Annotated in this window: 21 protein-coding genes and 1 riboswitch; of the genes, 8 read left to right on the top strand and 13 right to left on the bottom strand. The window is 54.0% G+C overall.

Going from position 1 to position 21,510, the window contains the following annotated elements:
* Positions 1-3: 3 nt before the first annotated feature.
* Together EGT74_RS08555 and EGT74_RS08550 are read right to left on the bottom strand one after the other, a co-directional pair.
* Positions 4-1,578, bottom strand: a complete 1,575-nt coding sequence (locus tag EGT74_RS08555; RefSeq protein WP_123846091.1) for an N-acyl-D-amino-acid deacylase family protein — start codon at positions 1,576-1,578, stop codon at positions 4-6.
* 10 nt (positions 1,579-1,588) lie between these two features.
* Positions 1,589-2,020, bottom strand: a complete 432-nt coding sequence (locus EGT74_RS08550) for a YybH family protein (RefSeq protein ID WP_123846090.1) — start codon at positions 2,018-2,020, stop codon at positions 1,589-1,591.
* Between the two features lie 98 nt (positions 2,021-2,118).
* Between EGT74_RS08550 and EGT74_RS08545 the strand changes: the two genes are divergently transcribed.
* The 5 genes from EGT74_RS08545 (at position 2,119) to EGT74_RS08525 (ending at position 6,201) form a co-directional block, all read left to right on the top strand.
* Positions 2,119-3,312, top strand: coding sequence for a DegT/DnrJ/EryC1/StrS family aminotransferase (locus EGT74_RS08545; RefSeq protein WP_123846089.1), 1,194 nt, complete (start codon positions 2,119-2,121; stop codon positions 3,310-3,312).
* Between the two features lie 18 nt (positions 3,313-3,330).
* Positions 3,331-4,068 (top strand): 3-deoxy-manno-octulosonate cytidylyltransferase, encoded by a 738-nt coding sequence (kdsB, locus tag EGT74_RS08540; protein ID WP_123846088.1) that lies wholly within the window; start codon positions 3,331-3,333, stop codon positions 4,066-4,068.
* A 58-nt stretch (positions 4,069-4,126) separates the two neighbouring features.
* Positions 4,127-5,203, top strand: a complete 1,077-nt coding sequence (locus EGT74_RS08535; protein ID WP_123846087.1) for an iron-containing alcohol dehydrogenase family protein — start codon at positions 4,127-4,129, stop codon at positions 5,201-5,203.
* 46 nt (positions 5,204-5,249) lie between these two features.
* Positions 5,250-5,744 (top strand): hypothetical protein, encoded by a 495-nt coding sequence (locus EGT74_RS08530; protein ID WP_123846086.1) that lies wholly within the window; start codon positions 5,250-5,252, stop codon positions 5,742-5,744.
* Positions 5,745-5,817: 73 nt separating this feature from the next.
* The gene (locus tag EGT74_RS08525; RefSeq protein WP_123846085.1) at positions 5,818-6,201 is read left to right on the top strand and encodes a group III truncated hemoglobin; all 384 of its coding nucleotides are present in this window, start codon (positions 5,818-5,820) and stop codon (positions 6,199-6,201) included.
* A gap of 406 nt (positions 6,202-6,607) precedes the next feature.
* Here the strand turns inward: EGT74_RS08525 and EGT74_RS08520 are convergent, their stop codons facing one another.
* The 8 genes from EGT74_RS08520 to thiS all read right to left on the bottom strand — a co-directional run bounded on the left by EGT74_RS08520 (position 6,608) and on the right by thiS (position 14,697).
* Positions 6,608-7,819: an MFS transporter gene (locus tag EGT74_RS08520; RefSeq protein ID WP_123846084.1), complete on the bottom strand. Its 1,212-nt coding sequence runs from the start codon at positions 7,817-7,819 to the stop codon at positions 6,608-6,610.
* 24 nt (positions 7,820-7,843) lie between these two features.
* Complete coding sequence (gene thiH / locus EGT74_RS08515; protein WP_123846083.1) at positions 7,844-8,953, bottom strand: 2-iminoacetate synthase ThiH; 1,110 nt, start codon at positions 8,951-8,953, stop codon at positions 7,844-7,846.
* A gap of 606 nt (positions 8,954-9,559) precedes the next feature.
* Positions 9,560-10,333, bottom strand: a complete 774-nt coding sequence (locus EGT74_RS08510) for a thiazole synthase (RefSeq protein ID WP_123846082.1) — start codon at positions 10,331-10,333, stop codon at positions 9,560-9,562.
* Positions 10,321-10,941, bottom strand: coding sequence for a thiamine phosphate synthase (locus tag EGT74_RS08505; protein ID WP_181954735.1), 621 nt, complete (start codon positions 10,939-10,941; stop codon positions 10,321-10,323). The genes EGT74_RS08510 and EGT74_RS08505 overlap by 13 nt, the downstream gene beginning before the upstream one ends.
* A gap of 186 nt (positions 10,942-11,127) precedes the next feature.
* A complete protein-coding gene (locus tag EGT74_RS08500; protein ID WP_123846080.1) occupies positions 11,128-11,952 on the bottom strand; it encodes a hydroxymethylpyrimidine/phosphomethylpyrimidine kinase in 825 nt (274 codons plus the stop codon).
* Positions 11,937-12,527 (bottom strand): thiamine phosphate synthase, encoded by a 591-nt coding sequence (locus EGT74_RS08495; protein ID WP_123846079.1) that lies wholly within the window; start codon positions 12,525-12,527, stop codon positions 11,937-11,939. The genes EGT74_RS08500 and EGT74_RS08495 overlap by 16 nt, the downstream gene beginning before the upstream one ends.
* Before the next feature lie 165 nt (positions 12,528-12,692).
* Positions 12,693-14,405, bottom strand: a complete 1,713-nt coding sequence (gene thiC, locus EGT74_RS08490; RefSeq protein ID WP_123846078.1) for a phosphomethylpyrimidine synthase ThiC — start codon at positions 14,403-14,405, stop codon at positions 12,693-12,695.
* Between the two features lie 91 nt (positions 14,406-14,496).
* Complete coding sequence (gene thiS / locus EGT74_RS08485) at positions 14,497-14,697, bottom strand: sulfur carrier protein ThiS (protein ID WP_123846077.1); 201 nt, start codon at positions 14,695-14,697, stop codon at positions 14,497-14,499.
* Positions 14,698-14,748: 51 nt separating this feature from the next.
* Positions 14,749-14,848: riboswitch (TPP riboswitch) on the bottom strand.
* A gap of 90 nt (positions 14,849-14,938) precedes the next feature.
* Between thiS and EGT74_RS08480 the strand changes: the two genes are divergently transcribed.
* On the top strand, positions 14,939-15,430 hold the full coding sequence (locus EGT74_RS08480) for a lipocalin-like domain-containing protein (protein ID WP_158618060.1): 492 nt from the start codon (positions 14,939-14,941) through the stop codon (positions 15,428-15,430).
* A gap of 107 nt (positions 15,431-15,537) precedes the next feature.
* On the opposite strand, the gene EGT74_RS08475 is transcribed toward EGT74_RS08480, so the two are convergent.
* The 3 genes from EGT74_RS08475 to dnaN form a co-directional block, all read right to left on the bottom strand.
* Positions 15,538-15,792, bottom strand: coding sequence for a hypothetical protein (locus EGT74_RS08475; RefSeq protein ID WP_123846075.1), 255 nt, complete (start codon positions 15,790-15,792; stop codon positions 15,538-15,540).
* A 35-nt stretch (positions 15,793-15,827) separates the two neighbouring features.
* Positions 15,828-16,658 (bottom strand): sterol desaturase family protein, encoded by an 831-nt coding sequence (locus EGT74_RS08470; protein ID WP_123846074.1) that lies wholly within the window; start codon positions 16,656-16,658, stop codon positions 15,828-15,830.
* 310 nt (positions 16,659-16,968) lie between these two features.
* On the bottom strand, positions 16,969-18,087 hold the full coding sequence (gene dnaN, locus EGT74_RS08465; RefSeq protein WP_123846073.1) for a DNA polymerase III subunit beta: 1,119 nt from the start codon (positions 18,085-18,087) through the stop codon (positions 16,969-16,971).
* A 287-nt stretch (positions 18,088-18,374) separates the two neighbouring features.
* Here dnaN and EGT74_RS08460 point away from each other — a divergent pair, with 287 nt between their 5' ends.
* Positions 18,375-19,634 (top strand): pyridoxal phosphate-dependent aminotransferase, encoded by a 1,260-nt coding sequence (locus tag EGT74_RS08460; RefSeq protein WP_123846072.1) that lies wholly within the window; start codon positions 18,375-18,377, stop codon positions 19,632-19,634.
* 1,268 nt (positions 19,635-20,902) lie between these two features.
* On the top strand, positions 20,903-21,508 hold the full coding sequence (locus tag EGT74_RS08455) for a TetR/AcrR family transcriptional regulator (RefSeq protein WP_123846071.1): 606 nt from the start codon (positions 20,903-20,905) through the stop codon (positions 21,506-21,508).
* Positions 21,509-21,510: the final 2 nt, after the last annotated feature.

Raw genomic sequence — 21,510 nt, 5'->3', positions numbered from 1 at the left:
TTACTATTGATTCAGTTTCAAGACGGCGCCGCTCCTGGTGCCGTTGTGCTTCCCGTTATCGACCGTTACCTGCCCGTTGACCAGTACGTACTGGAAGCCGGTGCTGTATTGGTGCGGGGCGCTAAAGGTAGACAGGTCTTTGACCGTATCGGGGTTAAAGATCACAATATCTGCCGCATAACCGGGCAACAGCAGCCCGCGGTTTTTGAGCCGGAATTTCTGCGCCGGCAGCGACGTCATTCTGCGGATGGCTTCTTCCAGCCCGATCACTTTTTCTTCCCGCACATATTTCCCCAGCACTCTTGCATTGGTGCCATACCCGCGGGGATGCGGCACGCCCACGTTAAACTCGCGGATGCTCGCGTCTGACGCAAACATGTTGAAAGGGTATTGCATGATGTATTTCACATCCTTTTCGCTCATGCCGTGGAACACCATGCTGGCATTTCCCATTTCCGCCATGTCGAGCACCGTTTGTACTTCTTCTTTCAGGTTGGATTTGCGGCCCCGCATCTTGTTTACTTCCGCGATGTTTTTTCCGTTGAAGGTGGTGTCCGGCTTGAAATAAGCCACTACGGCGTAGTCGAGGTGCTTCAGGCCGCGTTTTTTATACATCGCCGTCATTTCCCCGGCAATTCTTTTGCGGGTGGCGGGGTCTTTCAGGCGGTACTGGATCGAATCCGCTCCGCCGGACAATGCCCAGTCGGGCAGCATGGTGCGTAAACTGGTGCTGCTGGCCGTGTAGGGATACTGGTCGATGGTGACCTCGAGCCCTTCCTGCCGGGCTTTTTCCACCATGCCGAGCGTCACATTGGAGCGGCCCCAGTTCTGTTTGCCGCCGATTTTGAAATGGGATATTTCCACCGGGATATTCGCCTGCCGGCCGATGGTAAGCGCTTCTTCTATGGCGGCTTCCACGGCATCGCCTTCGTTGCGCATGTGCGTGGCGTACACACCGCCGTGCAGGGCCGCTACTTTCGCCATGCCCACCACTTCGGGCGTGCGGGCGTAGAGGCCGGGCAGATAGATGAGGCCGGTGGAAAAGCCTACCGCGCCGTCCTGCATCGCTTTGTCGACGATCGCTTCCATCCGCTGCTGCTCATCCGGGCTGGGCGCACGGTCGGTACTGCCCATCACAGCCCGCCGAACGTCGTTGTGGCCAATGAGGGAACCGACGTTCACGGAAGTCTTCAGGCTGTCGAGCTGGCGGAAATATTTGCCGAGGTCTACATTGGAAGAGCCGCAGTTGCCGGTGATCACGGTGGTCACGCCGTCGTACAGGAAGTTATCCGCCGTAGGCACCTTGAATTCGTCGCCCTCGATATGGGTATGCACGTCTATGAAACCCGGCGCCACAACGAGGCCGCCGGCTTCGATGGTACGGCTGGCTTTGAGGGTGGCGGGCAGGCGGCCCGTTTGCAGTATGCGCCCGTCTTTCACCGCCACATCGCCGTAATACCAGGAGTTACCGGTGCCGTCGATGATTTTTGCATGTCTGATCAGGAGGTCGCAATCAGATTGGGCATGTACGCCCAAACCGGCCAGCAGTAAGGGAAGCCAGAGGAGCCGTTTTGTCATTTTGTTATATTTAACTGGAATGGTCTGCCACGATTTTCCACTCTCCTTTCATTTTCCGCACTACGAGGGTGAAGTGGCCGGAAAGATCGCCGATTGTGCGGGCGAGATGCCATTTCCCTACTACAAAATACACATCCGTGGCCAGTTTTTTAAATTCCAGCAGGTTGAAGGTCAGTGTGCCCATGCCCTCTTTGCCGGGATACGACTTTTTGTAATTGTCGAGCGTCGCCTGCCAGCCATATGTGATGCCGCTTTTCCCGATGAACATCAGGGAATCGGACCGCCAGTAGGTCTCCATGAAACGCTCCAGGTTTCCCTCGTTCCAGGCCGTCAGCTGGGTGCCAAGCACCGCTTTAATGGCGTTGACGTCCCGCGACTGCGCACTGGCGGGCATTTGGAGGGTGAATAAAGATATCGCAATGAGAATGATGCATTGACGCATGGTAAATTTTTAGCAAAAGATAAACAGTTTTTGGCATTTGCGCATTAGTTGATTATACTACCTTTGCACAACCTCGTAAAATAAAAAACTGTATCAATATGCCAGGATTTGAACTATTTGGCGCAGAAGAGAAAAAAGAAGTAAATGACGTACTGGAAACCGGCATTTACATGCGTTATGGATTTGACGGTCCCCGCAAAGGGATCTGGAAAGCGAAAGAGCTGGAGCAGGCGCTCTGCGAGCGGTTTAACGTGCAGCATGCGCAGCTGACTTCCAGCGGCACCACGGCGCTCACCACCGCGATGGCCGCCCTGGGCATCGGCGCCGGCGATGAGGTGATCATGCCTACTTTTACTTTCGTGGCTTCGTTCGAAGCCGTACTGTCCGTAGGCGCTACCCCCGTGCTGGTGGATGTGGACGATACGCTCACCCTGGCCCCCGCGGCGGTAAAAGCCGCCATCACGCCGCAAACCAAAGCCGTGATGCCCGTGCACATGTGCGGTTCCATGGCTGACATGGATGCCCTGGAGGAAATCTGCCGCGAGCATAAACTGATCCTGCTGGAAGATGCCTGCCAGTCTACCGGTGCCACTCATAAAGGCCGCGCCCTGGGCTCTATCGGCGATGCCGGCACTTTTTCATTCGACTTCGTAAAAACCATCACCTGCGCCGAAGGCGGTGCGGTGATCACCAACAATAAGGAAGTATACCTGAAGTGCGATGCGTACTCCGATCATGGCCACGACCACCTTGGCGGGGCCGACCGCGGAGCCGACGGGCATCCGCACCTCGGCTTCAATTTCCGGATTTCGGAGCTGCATGCGGCCGTGGGCCTGGCGCAGATCCGCAAGCTCGACCGCTTCCTGGCTATTCTCCGCAATAACAAACAGGTATTGAAAGAAGCCCTGGCAGCAGTGCCGCAGGTAACATTCCGTCGCCTCCCCGATCCGGAAGGCGACAGCGCCACCCACCTGTCTTTCTTCCTGCCCGATGCCGACACCGCCCGCGCAGCTACCGCAGCCATCAAAGCCGCCGGTTTGCCTGCGTTCTACTGGTTCGACAATAACTGGCACTATGTGCGTAAATGGCAGCACTTCAAAGAAAGCGCCACCCTCACGCCGTTTGCCGCGCAGCTGACCAAAGCCATGGAAGTGTATAAAACCAAAACTTTCGAGGCCTCCGACGCCATCATCAGCCGCTGCATTTCTTTCCCCATCAGCCTCGCCTGGACGGAGGAAGAACTGCGCGACCGCGCCACCAAACTCGCCGCCGCCGTTAAAAGTGTTTTATAATCCAAGCTTCCGCAACGCATGAAAAAGATCGCACTGATCCCTGCACGTTATGCAGCCACCCGGTTTCCCGGCAAAATGATGGCCGTGCTGGGCGGTAAAACCATCATCTGGCGCACCTACGAATCCGCCCGCAATACCGGCGTGTTTGATGAAGTGATGGTGGTGACAGACAGCGACGTGATCTATAACGAAATCGTCAGCAATGGCGGCAAAGCCGTAATGAGCAAAAAAGAGCACGAAAGCGGCTCCGATCGTATAGCCGAAGCCGTGGAGGATATGGAGGATGTGGATATCGTGGTGAACGTGCAGGGCGATACGCCTTTCACCCAGAAGGAACCGCTCGAAAAACTGCTGCAGGTGTTCGAAGGGGAAACCGGCAAAAATGTACAGGTAGCCTCGCTCATGCAGGTGCTGACAGACTGGAAAGACATTGAAGACCCCAACTTCGTGAAAGTGGTGGTGGACAAGGATTTCAACGCGCTTTTCTTTTCAAGGTCGGTATTGCCGTACCCGCGGGACAAAGCTGTGAACACCACCTACTACGAGCACATCGGGGTGTATGCTTTTCGCCGCAGCGCCCTGCTGCAATTTACCCGTACGCCCATGAGCCCACTCGAAGCTGCGGAGAAAATAGAATGTTTACGTTATCTTGAAAACGGGATCTCCCTGAAAATGGTCGTAACCGACTATATGGGAGTGGAGATCGATACGCCGGAAGACCTGGAGCGCGCTTCGAGGTACCTGGAGAATAAATAATGACCAGCGCAGGAAAAGGACCGTTTCCGCCTGCCGTTGAAAAATAAAACAGTTAGGGATGAAATTCAGAAATTTTAAACTCGTCGGGTACGTTATTTTCGGCCGTGGCGCGTTTAACCAGCTCGATGAGATCATTGCGCCGCACCGCAAGGGAGATGCGCCCATGATCTTTTTTGTGGACCATTATTTTGAGAAAAACCAGCCCTTTATTTCCCGCATCCCGTTGAGGGGGAAAGATAAAGTGGTGTTCATAGACGTGACGCACGAACCGAAAACCGTATATGTAGACCGCCTGCGCGATGAGCTGACGGCGGAATTCGGTGAAGTGAGCGGCATCATCGGCATCGGCGGCGGCTCCACCATGGATATGGCCAAAGCGGTCAGCCTGATGATGACCAACCCCGGTTCCTCGGCCGACTACCAGGGCTGGGACCTCATCAAAAAACCGGCTGTTTACAAAGTGGGCATACCCACCCTGTCCGGCACCGGCGCGGAAGTGAGCCGCACCACGGTACTGACCGGCCCCACCAAAAAACTGGGGATGAACTCCGACTACACGCCGTTCGACCAGATCGTACTGGATCCCGAGCTGATCAAAAATGCGCCGGTGAACCAGCGTTTCTATACCGCCATGGACTGTTATATCCATTGCATCGAATCGCTGGAAGGCACCTACCTCAACGCTTTCAGCCGCTCTTACGGCGAAAAGGCGCTGGAGCTGTGCCAGGAGATCTACCTGAAAAAAGAGCAGTGGGACGATGATGCCGACGAAAAACTGATGATGGCCTCTTATGCCGGCGGTATGAGCATCGCCTATTCACAGGTAGGCGTGGCGCATGCGGTGAGCTACGGACTGAGCTACCTGCTCGGCACCAAGCACGGCATCGGCAACTGCATCGTATTCGACAAACTCGAAGAATTTTACCCGGCCGGTGTGAAGGAATTCAAGCAGATGGTGGAAAAACACCAGGTGGAAATTCCCCAGCACATCACCAAAGGCTTGTCCGACGCTGATTTCGACAAGATGATCGACGTGTCGATGGGATTGGCCCCGCTTTGGGAAAACGCTCTGGGCAAAGACTGGCAGCAGCAGATGACGCGCGACCGGTTGAGAAAACTGTACGAACAATTGTAAAATACAGGCTGCACCACCACGGTGCAGCCTTTTTAATGATATCGAGATGGAAGAAATCGGAAAACTGACGGAAGAATACAAACAGGTACTCGCCAAAGTGCAGGACCGGCGCAGGCACTGGCATGAACATTCCAAACCGTTTCTCAAACAGTACCTCAGCGAGGTATCGGAAAAACATCAGCTGAACTGGAAGGCCGGCGCCAACGAATCGATGCAGGGCCTGGAAGCCGTGTATCTTGTATTCGACCATGAGCCGAGCGGAATTGTGGAGCAGTCGCCGTTCAGTGTGGTGCAGAAAATGAAGGTGGGTGGTTTTCTTTCTTTTTCCCAAACCCGCAACGGCCAGGTGGTGGTATGGATCAGCTTCCCGTTCATCGACGGCATGGCAGAGGAAAAACCTAAGGTGGAAACCATCGAAACGATTGAGCCCGAAGAAATTACCGCCGAAAACATCACCCGTTTCATCAGCAAGTTCCTGGACGAGCTGATCCAGTGGGAAAACGACTCCCGCGACGAAATCGGATTCAGAAGTCACCGCTGACAGCAGTCCGGATGATTTTTATCAGTGGCGGTACGCGCCGGTTTTCCGAACTTTGTGGTAAGAAATGATTCCGATGCGAGACATAGAAAACAGCGACGATATCAAACTGATGGTGGATACCTTCTACGCCAAGATCCAGCAGGATGCCCTGCTGGGGCCCGTCTTCGCGGAACGGATCGCCCCTGATGCGTGGACGCCGCACCTCGAAACCATGTACCGCTTCTGGGGCTCACAGCTGTTGGGCACACAGCAATATCAGGGCGCACCCTACGCCAAACACCGCACTTTGCCCGTTCATGCCGAACATTTCGACCGCTGGCTGCAGCTGTTCGATGCTACGGTAGACGAACTGTTCAAAGGCCCGCGCGCTTCCACCGCCAAAGTAAAAGCCGCCTCCATAGGCAAAATATTCCTCAGTAAAATGATGTTTGAAAGAGGGCTGTCAGGGAAGATCTAATACCCCCTTGTAATGATTTTAATGGAACGCTCCATCGAATTACCGTTATGTTTTTGTTGCCTGTTGTAAAGTGAGTTTGAATGAGGGTTGTTCGGGTAGGTCTGATGCCCCTTGGTAAAGCTATTTTGCGGAAGCCTCTCCGGGAAGTCCCGTTATGCTGTTGTTACCTATTGTAAAATGAGTTTGAATGAGGGTTGTTCGGGCAGGTCTGATGCCCTTGGTAAAGCTATTTTGAGGAAGCCTCTCCGGGAAACCTGGGATGCTTTTGTTTCCCATGATAAAATGAGTTTGAAGGAAAATTGTTCCGGACGGTTTGATGCCCTTTGTTAAAGTGATTTGAGTGGCCTCTCCGGGAAATTCCGACTTCTTTTGTAAATAGTTTCCGGGGCGCCCTGTGGGGCAAAACTCAATGCCCTTTTGATCTTAAGCGGATGGTTTTCCGCATGTACCGCACATACTTATTTCGGTAGATAAAAAACAGGTAAACAGTGGCCAGCAAAGTAATGATGGCCATGATGTAAAACACGCGGGCAAAGTGTTCCGGGTTGTTGCCGTACCATTCGGCGGAAAAGAACGCACCCAGGCCAATCCCCGCTTCCAGCGCAATGTACATGCTCCCCAGGGCGCGACCACGATGCTCCGGCAGGCCGAGGTCAATCGTCCAGGCCGTTACGGCAGGGGAATTGATGCCCAGTGACACGCCGTACACCAATGCGCCGGCGAGCAGCATGCCGGGGCTCGTTGCCAGCCCTATCATCAGCATCGACACGGCCATCAGGGCAGATGCAATTTTCAGGAGCGGCACGCGGCCGTATTTGTCGCTGGCCTTGCTGGTGAGCAGGCGTATGCCGATGGAGCTGGCGGTGAAGAAGGTAAAGAACACGCCCTTGTTTTGCAGCCCAAGGTGGGCGCTGAAATCGGGAATGATGGTCAGCAGCGCGCCATAGCTGAAATACGTGAGGAAGGTGATCACCACCGGGGCAATCACCAGCGGTTCAAAAATCTCGTGTTTCGATATCTTCAGGAGCCGCGGTGAAAAGCTCTGCCGGTTATGCAGCGTTTCTTTCATGCCGATCAGAATCACGACAGACAACAGCGCGAATCCGGCCGATATCTGGAACATGGTCATGATGCCCCAGGCATTGGCGATGGAACCGCCGATAGAAGGGCCGAGCGACAGTCCGATAGTACTGAAAAGCCCCACCATGCCCATTGCTTCGGCGCGGCGGTTGAAGGGCACCATATCCGCCACGTAGGCAGACGTGCCGGTAGGTTTGAAGCCGGTGGAAAAACCATGGAAAAAACGAAGGAGGAGGAAAGCGGCAACGGAACTGACGAGGGGATACAGGAGGCTGCAGATCACGCAGGTGACGGAACCGAATACCATGACCGGCACCCTGCCGATAGTGTCCGTCAATTTTCCGGAGAATGGCCTGCTTAAACCAGCCATCAGGGTAAATAATCCGATGATGTAACCTTTGTAGTCGGCGCCGCCTAGGCTGGTCAGGTAGGCGGGCAACTCGGGTATCATCATGTTAAAACTTGCCGAAAAAAGCAGGTTACTGCTGCACAATAACCAGAACTGCACGGTATAAATCTTACCCGACTGGTGGTCCATGCCACAAAGTTAGGAGAAAAAACATCATTGCTGAAACACTTCCCAATCCTTCCATACCGGCTCGTACCCCTGCTGGCGGATCATGCCGGCAACGTCGGCGGCCGACCTTTCATCACTGATCTCAAACTGTTCCAGGCTCTGTGGATCCACGGCATAACCGCCCGGGTTCGTTTTGGAGCCTGCGCTCATGGTGGTGATGCCGAGCTGTACCAGGTGATTGCGGAACTTTTCCGATTCGCGGGTGGATAGGCTGAGCTCCACGTCGTTGTACAGCAGGCGGTACGCGCAGATGAGCTGCACCAGTTCGCGGTCGCTCATTTCCACCTTCGGCGCCAGTCCGCCGGAAAACGGGCGGAGCCGCGGGAACGAAATGCTATAGCGCGTTTGCCAGTAGGTGCGTTGCAGGTAATCCAGGTGCAGGGCGGTAAAGAAGCTGTCGGTCCGCCAGTCTTCCAGCCCGATCAGCACGCCCAGCCCGATTTTATGAATGCCTGCGGCGCCTAACCTGTCGGGCGTATCCAGCCGGTAGGAGAAGTTCGATTTTTTCCCTTTGGGGTGATGTTTGCGGTAATCGGCTTCATGATAAGTTTCCTGGTAAACCAACACCGAATGCAGGCCCAGCGGGATAAGCGCGCGGTAGTCGGCTTCGTCCATCGGCTGCACTTCCATCGATACCTGTGCGAAATGCGGGCGGATAAGGGGCAGCACTTTCCGGAAATAATCGAGGCCAACGGTTTGTGTGGCCTCTCCCGTCACCAGCAGTACATGCTCAAACCCCTTGTCGCGGATGGCGTCGATTTCCTGTAGAATTTCCGCGCCCGTGAGGGTTTTGCGGCGCAGCGGGTTGTTGTAGCTGAAGCCGCAATAGGTGCAGATGTTCTGGCATTCATTGGACAAATACAGGGGCGCGTACAGCTGCATCGTTTTGCCGAAGCGCTGCTGTGTGATCAGTCTGCTGGCCGCCGCCATCTGTTCCAGGTAAGGAACGGCGGCGGGGGAGATGAGCGCCATAAAGTCGTCGAGATGGCGCTGCTGGCGGCCGAGCGCCTGCTCCACATCACGGGCGGATTTGCTGTAAATCGCCGCTTTTATATCGTCCCAGCGATGTTGCCGGAAAATGGTTTCGAATCCCATGTTGATGGTTTTTATGTGTAATGCTTCGTGCCTCCCATACTGTGCCTTGCCGGATGTTCCGGTAACTGTAGCGTTCTTCCTGGGAGTTCCACTTCTCCGCAATTCTTCGGGAATGCCCCTTATTCACTGATTGGTTCCTTTGCCGCTTATTCCTCTACATTTCTTCCGGATGCAGTTCTATTCACTGATTGCGCCTTTGCGTCCATTGTTTTGCACCCTCCTGATGCGGGCGATTCAATGATTGCCACTTTGCGTCCATTCCTTTTTATTTCTTCGCAATGCAGTGCTATTCGCCTGTTGTCTCCTTTTCAGTCCATTCCTTTTGCACCCTCCGGATGCTGCACTATTCACTTGTGCCTCCTTTGCGTCCATTCCTTAATTTCTTCGCAATGCAGTGTTATTTACCTGTTGTCTCCTTTTATATTCATTCCTTTGCTCCCTCCGGATGCCGCATTATTCACTGATTGCTCCTTTATGTCCATTCTTGTTTACTTCTTCGCAATACAGTGCTATTCGCCTGTTACCTTCCTTCCGTCCATTCCTTTGTGCCTTCCGGATGCTGTACCATTCACCCGGTGCCTCCAGTACCGCTTTCGCATTGCCGCTTTATTCATCCAGGAAAGCCAATAAAGGACTGCTGGCGTGAGCCTGGCGGCTTTCTCCCGGCAATCCGGCCTCGAATGCGTGCCTGCCGGCGCTGACAGCCTCCCGGAACGCCGCGGCCATATTGACCGGGTTGCCGGCCACGGCAATAGCGGTGTTGACCAGTACGGCGTCTGCGCCCATTTCCATAGCCATGGCGGCGTGCGAGGGTGCGCCGATGCCCGCGTCGATGATGACGGGCACTTTGCTTTGCGCGATGATGATTTCGAGGAAGTCCTGCGTGCGTAATCCCCGGTTACTGCCGATCGGTGCGCCCAGCGGCATCACGGCCGCTACGCCGGCTTCCTCCAGTCTTTTGCAGAGCACCGGGTCTGCATGGATATATGGAAGCACCACGAAACCCAGCTTCACCAGTTCCGCCGCCGCCTGCAGTGTTTCGATCGGGTCGGGCAGCAGGTAGCGAGGGTCCGGGTGGATTTCGAGTTTGATCCAGTTGGTGCCCATGGCTTCGCGCGCCAGCTGTGCCGCAAACACGGCTTCCCCGGCGGTGCGCACCCCGGAGGTGTTGGGCAGCAGGCGGATATGGGGATGCCGGAGCCAGGCCAGCATATCGTGGCGTTCCGGGTCTTTAGGATCAATCCGTTTGAGTGCGACTGTCACCAGTTCAGACCCCGAAGCAAGTATGGCCGCTTCCATGGTAGCCGCATCACCGAATTTGCCGGTGCCCGTAAAAAGGCGGCTGTTGAAGGTGGTGCCGGCGATGGTTAATTGTTGCATGACAAAGCTTGTTGAATGTGATGAACCATTTCTTTTTTATTGGCGGCATGTGTGATCAGACCCGACACGGCCACGCCGTGAATGCCGGTGGCCATCAGGGCGGGAATGTCTTCCAGCAGAATACCGCCGATAGCGAGCACGGGAATGGCGACGCCTTTTTCGCGCAGGTGCGCCATCAGCTGTTTATAGCCTTCGAGGCCCAGTACAGGGCTGAGTTTTTCCTTCGTGGTGGTGAAACGGAAAGGCCCGTAACCAATGTAGTTCGCTCCTGCGGCCGCGTGTGCCAGCGCGTCGGCTGGGGTGTTGGCGGTTCCGCCCAGCCAGCAGCCCTCGCCGGTCAATTGGCGGGCTTCCCGCACGGGGATGTCCAGCAGGCCCACATGGGCGCCGTAGGCACCAATCACGGCTGCCATGGCAGGATGATCGTTGATGGAAAGTTTGGCGCCATACTGGTCGCAGATGATTTTTGCCGCAGTCGCCTGCGTGGAAACGTCGCCGGACTTTACCCGCAGCTGGATCCAACGGCAGCCCGCCTCGCAGGCCGCGCGAATGTTATCGAGGTGGGAGGAGTCTGGTGTCTGTTGCGAGATGTATAATAGTCGTTCCATGATGTTGTTTTGATGTGATTGATATTTTTTGTGTTTGTCCGCCGGATTTGTCAGGTAGTGAACGCCTTGCGGGACCTGCTTAAACCGGATAATTGCAAGACTATGTTCTTACCATTAAAGCCGAAACACAACTGCTTCCCTAAAGCTCCGCGCACTGCCCTTCTGCATCATTCCGCAAGGGTGAACTCAGGCCGGCTGCTGCATTTTAAACAGGTGATGCCCCAACAGGGACGGTGAACTTTGCAGGTAATCATAAGTATACGCTTTGCCTTCCCGGCACGCCCGCTCCAGCGAAAGGCTATTCGCCAGCGCGGCTGTAATGGCAGCGGACAGCACGCAGCCCGAGCCGTGTTTGGGATATACAACGGGCTGGTGCAGGTGCGCTCCAGGCTGACCCGGAGTTATGGTACTCCCCGCTTCCATTGAAGAAATCGGAGCAGGGGGGGCGAAATCCGTCTGACCGCCACCGTCATACAGCGTGTCCCAGCCTTCTTTCCCCGGCCGGTGCCCGCCTTTCAGCAGCACGTTACAATGCCCCGCCATTTTACGGGCGGCGTTTTCACCGGAGGGATCGTTCATCATCGCCACGGCCTCATCATAATTCGGCGTCAACAGGAGCAGATGCGGGAGCACCTGTTCCCATTGCCTTAATGAATCGGCATGAAAAGCGAAGCCGGCAGAGGCTTTCAGCACCGGGTCGAGCACAAACTGAAGACCGGGCCGGATGGCCCGCAAAGCGGGCAGAATTTCCAGTATCGCATCCGGACCGGCCACGATACCGATTTTGCAATACCGCACCGGGAACTTTTTGAGCAATGGCGCGGCCTGCGCGATGATCTTCGCAGCGCTGAGCCACTCCACGGCGTGCAGCTCGTCGTCTGTTTGCACCGTGAGGGCCGTGCACACACCGAAGCCGGTGAGGCCATACGCTTCAAAAGTTTTGATGTCTGCCAGCAAACCCGCGCCCCCCGAGGGGTCAAGGCCTGCCAGGCTCATTACGAATGTTGCCATAAATCCTGTATCGTTTGATAGGTTTTCACTGCCCCGGCGGGATTGCTCCAGATCGTTCCGAGCAATGCGGCACCGCAAAAGCCCATCGATTTTACCTGCCGGATGTTGTCCGCCTGCACCCCGCCGATGGCGATGCAGTTGGGCGGGACGGCCACAAAAAGATGTCCTTTACCGCTGTAGCCGTTCTTCGAAATGCTGTCGAACACAGGGCCGAGCAGCAGGTAGTTCCATGGACCGGCCGGCGCCCCGGGCGTGTGAATGGAAGTGCTGAAAACGGGCGCTTGCGACGCCTGGCGATGCGGTGTTCCGGCGGATGGTACCGTACGGCTATTGTCCGTCCGCCTTACCGCCTCACCAACATGCAGTCCCATCACGTTATACCGTTGCAACAGTTCCGGGAACCCCGCCACCATCACCCGGGAATGATCGTGCAGCCGGTCGAGCAGGCCGGTATAAGCCTCCAGGCTCCAGCCGGGCTTCCGCAACAGCAGCGTAACCGGGCCGGCGGCGGCCAGTTCGTTGAGATACAGGTGTTCTTCGTGTATCCTTTCAGGGGATGTGACTATCCAGATCATGTTTGCAGTCTTCCATGTTAATGCGGCTAGGACTTTCCTCTCTGTTCTGATGAATGAAGGTTTTCGTCAGGGCCTGTTATCCACTACGATTTACGATTCGTTGTCCATGCCGTGATATCTTCCCGCTGCAAATGTTTGTTGGCATCGGGAATGCAGGCCTTCGGGTCATGAATAAATCTCCCCTCCCGCGGCCGCAAAACGTTCCGACTGTTCTTTCAGCCCGGCAGCCCTTACTTCCTGCGATATTTTCATGGAGCAGAAATGCGGTCCGCACATCGAACAGAAGTGCGCGATTTTGGCGCCTTCGGCCGGCAGGGTTTCGTCGTGGAAACTGCGGGCGGTGTCAGGGTCGAGGCTGAGGTTGAACTGGTCTTCCCAGCGGAACTCGAAGCGCGCCTTGCTGAGGGCATCGTCGCGGTGCTGCGCGCCGGGGTGGCCTTTGGCGAGATCGGCGGCATGGGCGGCGATCTTATAGGTGATCACGCCGGTTTTTACGTCTTCGCGGTTGGGCAGGCCCAGGTGTTCTTTGGGCGTTACGTAACAGAGCATCGCCGTACCGAACCAGCCGATCATGGCGGCGCCGATGGCGGAGGTGATGTGATCGTAGCCGGGCGCGATGTCGGTGGTCAGGGGGCCTAACGTGTAGAAAGGCGCTTCGTGACAATGTTCCAGTTGTTTGTCCATGTTTTCTTTGATCAGGTGCATGGGCACGTGGCCGGGCCCTTCGATCATCACCTGCACATCGTGCTTCCAGGCGATTTTCGTGAGCTCGCCCAGCGTTTCCAGTTCCGCAAACTGTGCTTCGTCGTTCGCGTCCGCGATGGAGCCGGGCCGCAGGCCGTCGCCCAAAGAAAAGGCTACGTCGTAGGCTTTCATGATCTCGCAGATGTCTTCGAAGTGGGTGTAGAGGAAATTTTCCTTGTGATGCGCCAGGCACCATTTGGCCATGATGGAACCGCCGCGGGAAACGATGCCGGTAGTGCGTTTGGCGGTTAGCGGCACATAACGCAGCAGTACGCCTGCGTGGATGGTGAAATAGTCTACCCCCTGCTCCGCCTGTTCTATCAGCGTGTCGCGGAAAAGCTCCCAGGTGAGGGCTTCCGCTTTGCCGTTCACTTTTTCCAGCGCCTGGTAGATGGGCACGGTGCCCACCGGAACGGGGCAGTTGCGGATGATCCATTCCCTTGTTTCGTGGATGTTTTTACCGGTGCTCAGGTCCATGATGGTATCGGCGCCCCAGCGGCAGGCCCACACGGCTTTCTCCACTTCTTCTTCGATGCCGGAGGTAACGGCCGAGTTGCCGATGTTGGCGTTGATTTTAACGAGGAAATTGCGCCCGATGATCATCGGTTCCGCTTCCGGGTGGTTGATGTTGGAGGGAATGATGGCGCGGCCCGAGGCAACTTCCTGCCGCACGAATTCCGGCGTGATGAGGCGTGTTTTAGATCCACCGGCGGCGCGCTGGTTCTCCCGGATGGCGATGTATTCCATTTCCGGGGTGATGATGCCCTGGCGGGCGTAGTGGAGTTGCGTCACGTTCCGGCCCGGCGCTGCTTTCAGCGGCAGGTGCAGGTGTTCGAACTTCGTTTGCTGCGGTGCAGAGAAGGCCGGGAGCGCTTCCACATCGTTGCGGCCGGTAATCCACGTTTCCCGCAGCCGGGGGATTCCTTTGTGCACGTCGATGTCGATTGCAGGGTCGGTATACGGCCCGCTGGTGTCGTACACGGTGACGGGCGCATTGGTTTCTTCAATGCCCTGAAGGCGTGTATCCGTAAGCGTTATTTCCCGCATGGCAACGCGGATGTTGTGCAGCTGCCCGGGAACATAAATTTTCTGAGATGCGGGCAAAGGCGCCCGGCTGATGGTGGTGTTTTGCATAGCGCAGTTTTTTTGTTTTGCTGAGGAATGGGCACGACGATCCCGGCGCCCGTTGAGGGCGTTGGCGGACAGGCGTTATTGCAGGCAGGTATTACCCTCCCTGTGTGGCCTGGATGATCATGACCTTGTCGGCCGGCGACAGTGTGGTGGCGTCCCATGCGGCGCGGGGCACCACACTGCGGTTAACCGCAACCGCAATGCCCTTGGTGGGGAGCTGAATAAACTGTAAGAGTGCAGCAACCGTAGTGTCCGGCTGCACTGCATAAAGTTTATTGTTTACAAGCACTTCCATGTTTGCAGGAGTTTAGGTGAAACAATAAACTTTAAGGATGTAGATGAGAAGGAGTTCAGTATTACTTTTCCCTACGTCAGTGCGAACTGCATCAGGTACTGAGGGTATCATCTCAGTTCCGGCGCGGGCCGGAACACCCCTAAAGTGATACAAATGTATGGTGTAGAATACCAAATTCCAAATACACAACGGTTTAGCATTATCTTTGATAGGAACAAGAGATATGTTTAAACGATCCTGTATGAAAAAACTCAACCTGTTTGCCGGATGCTGGTTATTGCTGGCCGCCTGCCAGGCGCCGGTGTCGGGCGAAAAGGAAAAAGACAGTGTAGCCGTTACCGATAGTACGGAGCTGGTCGACACACTGCCGGCCGATTCGGTGACCGTGATTCCTGCAGATACCGCCGTGATAGTGGATTCCACGCTGGTCCCGGGCCGCTGGCTGCAGCCGGTGCAGGGAATAGACAGCGTGATGCAGGGTTTCAACCTCAGGAAAAACGGGAAAGCGGAATCGGTGAACATGCACAGCCGCCTTTACGATAAATGGAAGCTGCAGCAGGATACGCTGCTGCTTTGGAGCCATGCTGAGGGGGACAAAGAACCGGTGACGGAGATCGATACGCTGGTGATCAAAATGTTGAACGATACATCGTTGGTGGTATTTCCAACCAATGCAGCTCCGGGGTACCTGGAAAAATATACAAGAAAAAAAGGTTCAAGGAAAGGGAAATAAGGACAATGCAAGTTCCCCGATCCGGATTCGGGAGGTTGCTTCATAATTGGGTACGGTTATTACACCGGCACCCGAACTGAGGAACTTGTGCAAGCGCTTTAGCGCGACTATAAATTATACTGCTGCCAGAAACCTATAGCGGTGGCAACAATTGCCAGGAACAGGCCGGCCACGGCCATCTGCAGCTCGTCGGTACTCTTACGGGCAATTATCAGGGATATGATGCAAACGAAAACGCCTGCAGCGCCAAGGTAAATAGCAGCGTCTGCGGATTTGCTGATGAATGAAAATGCGGCCGTAACCACACCTACAAAAATGGAAGCAAACCCTGCGATTTTGGGCATACTAGTTGGGTGATGCATACTGAATAGAGATTATGGTGAATAAATATTGAACGCTATTGTTGCAAGCCCGGCTGTTGGTCACGTTCCGGCACCTCTTCCCAGGGAGTCTTCAGCAAGGGACCAATCTGTTGATAACGCGCATCCTGGTATTCATCCAGCCCATAACGCAGACTGGTGGTATCTTTCACTGTAACGAACGTACCGAAGAGGCGATCCCAGATAGAAAATATATTGGCATAATTCGAATCCGTTTCCGGCTGATACCGGCTGTGGTGTACTTTGTGCATATCCGGCGACACGATGATCCAGCTCAATGTTTTGTCCATCCAGCCCGGCAGGTGGATATTGGCGTGATTGAACTGGCTCATGAACGCCGAAATCGTCTGGTAGAGCATCACCATCCAGATGGGCGCACCCATGGTCACAATGCCCACAAACAGCGCGATCACGCGGAACACGCTTTCCACCGGGTGGTGGCGCAGCGCCGTGGTGGTATCCACCGCCGTGTCCGTATGGTGGATTTTATGGAAATGCCACATCCAGGCGATTTTGTGCTGGATGAAATGAACCAGGTAAGCGCCTATAAAATCGAGCATCAGCAGCGCGGCAATGGCATGCGCCCACACCGGCAGCTTCAGCCAGTATAAGAGCCCGAATTGCTCCCGTGCTGTCCATTCCGAGGCCTTGACGATCAAAAAGGCGAATCCCAGGTTCACCATGGCGGTCGTTAACGTAAAAAAGAGATTGGTGCCGGCATGCCGGTATTTGTTCCCCGAAAACCGGAACCGCGGGATCACTCCTTCGATGAGCCACAACAATACCAGCCCGGCCACTAACATGGCGGTACGGTATGAAGATGGTATATGCTCAAAAAAGTCGATCATGTGCGGATGGAATTTATACGTACGTGCGTTGAGGTTAGTAAATATCAGTTACGTTTCTAATGAAAATTTACGATTTTTTGCCCAATTGTAGCGGGTTTCAGCGGATTATTTGTATTTCAAAAAACAAGCAATTCATTCAGAGAATGCTTTATATATGAAGAAATGGTTAATTGTTGGGGTCGTCGGCGGGGTATGGGAATGGATACATTTTTCCTTTAATGTATAATGGAAATTAATATTTGAAGGGTTTGTGATAAAACAAAAAAGAGGAAGCACTGCTTCCTCTTTTTTTATCGGTATCGTGTTAAGATCAATTGTTGAGCAGCAGCGGCATCACCAGCATCAGGAGGTCTTCGGACTCCCCCTTTTCCACGGGGCGGAGAATACCGGCTTTAGTGGGCGCGCTCAGGTCGATGGTGATTTCGTCACCTTCGGCGGCGTGCAGCATTTCGATGAGGAATTTCGCGTTGAAGGCGATCTGCATGTCTTCCCCGCTGTACTGGCAGCTCATGCGCTCGTTCCCTTCAAAGGAAAAATCAACGTCCTGCGCGGAGAGCTGCAATTCGGCGCCGCTGATGTTGAGGGCTACCTGGTTGGTGCTCTTGTTGGCGAACACGCTCACGCGTTTCAGGCCGTTCTGGAAGTCGTTTTTCACGAGCGTCAGGCGGTAAGGGTTTTCCTTCGGGATCACCACTTTATAGTCAGGGAAACGGGCGTCTATCAGGCGGCAGATCATCTGTGCATTGTCGTGCGACACAAAGAAGTGGTTGCTGCTGTAAGACACTTTGATTTCGCTGTCGTTATCAGGGATGGCGGATTTGAGCAGGTTGAGGGGCTTCTTCGGTACGATGAAGCTGTCGGCCTGCGGACATTTCACATCGGTGCGGATATACTTCACGAGCCTGTGCGCGTCGGTAGCCACGAAGGTGATATTGTCCGGGTGCAGTTCAAAAAACACACCGGTCATCTGCGGGCGAAGATCGTCGTTGCTCACGGCAAACAGGGTTTTGTTGATGGCCGTCACCAGGGCGGAAGCCGTCATGGTGAAGTTCGTCGCATCTTCTGCCGCCGGCTCTTTCGGGAAGTTTTCCGGGTTTTCTCCCATCACCTTGTATTTACCGTTGTCCGACGTGATCTCAACAGCAAACGAATTGAGGTCTATGTTGAAAGTCAGCGGTTGGTCCGGCAGGTTCTTCAGGGAGTCCATCAGAATTTTCGCCGGAATACAAATGCGCCCGGTTTCTTTGGCCTCTACCTCCAGCTTTACCTTCATAACGGTTTCCAGGTCGGTAGCAATTACGGTGAGCTCGTTTTTGTCGATCATGAAAAGGAAGTCCTCCAGGATGGGCAATACCGTGTTCGAGTTAATCACACCGCTGATCTGTTGTAATTGTTTCAATAAAGTAGAGGAAGAAACGATAAACTTCATAAGGTTACTTAATAATTGTTGCAAATGTAAGGCAAACAAAGATAGAAAGTTTTGTCAATCATCCTCCGCCGCTTTTCCACAACTTACGCGCATGTATTCGCATTATCACAAAATATAATGCTTGTTAAAAGAGCGGTAAATCGACTTATTTTTGAACAAATTCGCAGTATTTCTGCCATGTGTTGAAAATATTGAAAACAATATGCCTTTTCTTTTAAATTATTAATAAATCGGTTAGTTTTGCGGGCGCAAAAATCATCATTCATTAAAACAAAAAAACTGGGGTTATGAAACTGTCTCATTTAGCCGAAACGCTGATAGGTTCTGAAATTATCAAACTGGCCGGAGAGATAAAGGAAAAGCAGGCTAAGGGTGAAAAGATCTACAATTTCACCATCGGTGACTTTGACCCCAAGGTATTCCCTATTCCGCTGGAGTTTGAAAATGAAATCATTCAGGCTTACAAGGATAAATACACCAACTATCCGCCGGCCGACGGTATTGCCGAACTGCGCAAGGCAGTGGGCGAATTCATCTCGGAGCGCGAAGGCCTCAGCTATGATCCGAACAGCGAGATCGTGATCTCCTGCGGCGGCCGTCCGATCATCTACGCTACTTACCGCACGATCGTTGACCGCGGTGAGAAAGTAATCTACGCCACTCCTTCCTGGAACAACAACCACTACACTCACTTCCTCGAAGGCGAGCACGTGGTGCTGGAAGCAAAAGCGGAAAACGACTTCATGCCCACCGCTGCCGAACTGAAGCCGCTGCTGAAAGGTGCAACCCTGCTGGCGCTCTGCTCTCCGCAAAACCCCACCGGTACTACCTTTGGTAAAAAACAGCTGGAAGAAATATGCGATATGGTACTGGAAGAGAACAAAAGCCGCGCAGCCGGTGAAAAACCGCTGTACGTGCTGTTCGACCAGATGTACTGGGTGCTCACCTTCGGTGAAACGCATCACTACAACCCCGTTTCCCTCCGCCCGGAAATGAAAGATTACACCGTGTTCATCGACGGTATGAGTAAAGCCTTTGCCGGTACGGGTGTGCGTGTGGGCTGGGCGCTGGGCCCCAAACACGTGATGAGCAAAATGAAAGCGATCCTGTCTCACGTGGGCGCCTGGAGCCCCATGGCAGAACAGAAAGCCGCTGCCAAATACCTCGTACAGAAAGAAGCCGTGAACAAATACCTCGTTCACTTCAAAGGTGAGGTGGAAGAAAGACTGGTGAAAATCTTCGAAGGATTCGACGCGCTGAAAAAAGCCGGCCACCAGGTAGACGCCATCGCTCCGCAGGCAGCCATTTACCTCACCATCAAACTGGACCTGGTGGGTAAAAAGACGGCAGACGGGAAAGAGCTGGCAGACCAGGCAGCCGTTACCTCCTACATCCTGGATGAGGCGAAACTGGCGGTGGTTCCTTTCTACGCATTCGGCTCGGCTAAAAACTCACCCTGGTACCGCCTGAGCGTGGGCACCTGTGTGAAAGAAGAAATCCCTGCCATGCTGGCAGCATTGAAAGCGGCACTGGAGAAACTGCAATAAGCGGAAAAGTCTACATAGAAATAGCAAAAAGGCCCGCCGGAAGGCGGGCCTTTTTGCTATGCCCCGGCCGGCATATCCCATTTGGCCCGGACCATTCATTTGCGACAAACAGCACCCTGTTACGCCCTTCCAGGCATTCATTTCCCGCTTTTGGAGGCGGGCAGGTCCGGTAATTTTAGCGGGAAGAGCGGTTTTGGACGGCGTGGATTCGGCGCGTTTAAGCCGGGGATAACCAAAAAAGGTACACCGCCATTAGAAATAAGGCCCATGCCGTGGAAAAGGCTGAAATTCATTTATTGGCGTTTTTACACATAATATAAAACGAATGAATCAGGATTTTTCATTTTGTGTATATGTGCCAAAAAACTCATTCCCAATAAGTTGTGTTTTTCAGTGTTTTGGCCGTGGCCGGCAGATCAATACCATCGGCCCCGCTCGTATTTCGCTCCCTCCCGACCCGGTAAACCATTCCGGGCGCACGGCGTTCCGTCCGCTGTCGGTGCCCTGCAGGCTCCTTCAAAAATGTGCACGAGTGCAGAAAAAATGTGCACGAGTGCAGAATATGGAGCAACACGGGGCACGCCTGCCTGTTTTCTCCTTCCCCGTAATTACCGTCCCGGTGCCGGCCGGAAATTGAACGCGAATTGACAGAAATTTGATCTGAATGGAGATTCCCAGGGCAAAAGACGAACCTACAACGAACCTACACTGGGGGAATAACGAACCTACGTCCAAAAGGGAAGCTTCGTTGTAGGTTCGTTGTAGCTTCGTTGTAGGTTCGTCTTTTACGGTGGGTTCACTTTGATTCGTCCCGAAATAGGTTTACACCCCTTGTTGTTAATCCGCATAAAGGTCTACAGGTTCAAAGAGTAAAAAAAGAAACGATTACGTGACTCGTCCTGAAACAGGTGTACGCCCCTGGCCAGATTGTCATGATAGTCCACATGGTACATGGATATGTGAATAAATCCGGTTCACCGGATGCCGGGGGAGCGCTTCCCGCCTCTTTTTCTGCTTCCTCCGTACTGCCATTTTGCCCCGCCCCGGCTCAGGTGAGGTCATCACAGCCATGCCGGTTATAAGTGAGAGTGACCCTGGTTATCAGACCCATGTAATTTAACTGATTCATAATCAATCTGTTCCCGGGAAACTCCCAAAACTCTCCCTGTCACGGAATCGTTAAAAATCCGTTAAATGGTCAACTTCATTTACCAAATCCAAATATTCACTATACCTTTGACTTTGTAACTAAAAAAGTCAGAAAGTTAATGCACACAGACAACAGAGACGAAATGCGTGACCGGATCATAGAGGCGGCTCTGAAAAGGTTTACTCACTATGGTGCTTCCAAAACCACTATGAATGAGATCGCCGAAGATCTGCATTGCTCCAAGGCCTCTTTATACTACTATTTCCCCGACAAAAACGCGCTGCACTTCGGAGTGCTCGAAAAAGCAGGTGAAACCTTTTTTGCACGCCTCGAAAAAGTAGCGGAGGGCGAGGGCGCGACCGTCGACATATTACTGGAGATGGCCAGGGTGCGCCACATCTTCGCCAAAAGATTCTGCCGGCTGGAGCTTTTTAAAGTACTGCGCGACAAACAGATAGACACTACCGGCGACGTATTCGAACAGGCCCGCCAGCGGGAAACCGCCATGACGGCCAAAGTGCTGCAGGCAGGCATCGACCGGGGCGAACTGGCCCCCTGCGACGTGCAGCAGATGGCCGTTCTATACATCCAGTCGATGCTGGGGCTCCGCCTTTCGCTGGCCAACGGCGCCATGAGCGACGACATCTCCGAAGAAGGGTTCGAAACCGTGCGGCAGTGGCAGGAGCAGTTCACCGCCATTTTCATCAAAGGATTAAAAAAATAAGG

It is taken from the genome of Chitinophaga lutea (assembly GCF_003813775.1).
Lineage (GTDB): Bacteria > Bacteroidota > Bacteroidia > Chitinophagales > Chitinophagaceae > Chitinophaga > Chitinophaga lutea.
The sequence above is the reverse complement of the archived record's forward strand: the minus strand, read 5'-3'. Positions and strand labels throughout refer to the sequence as shown.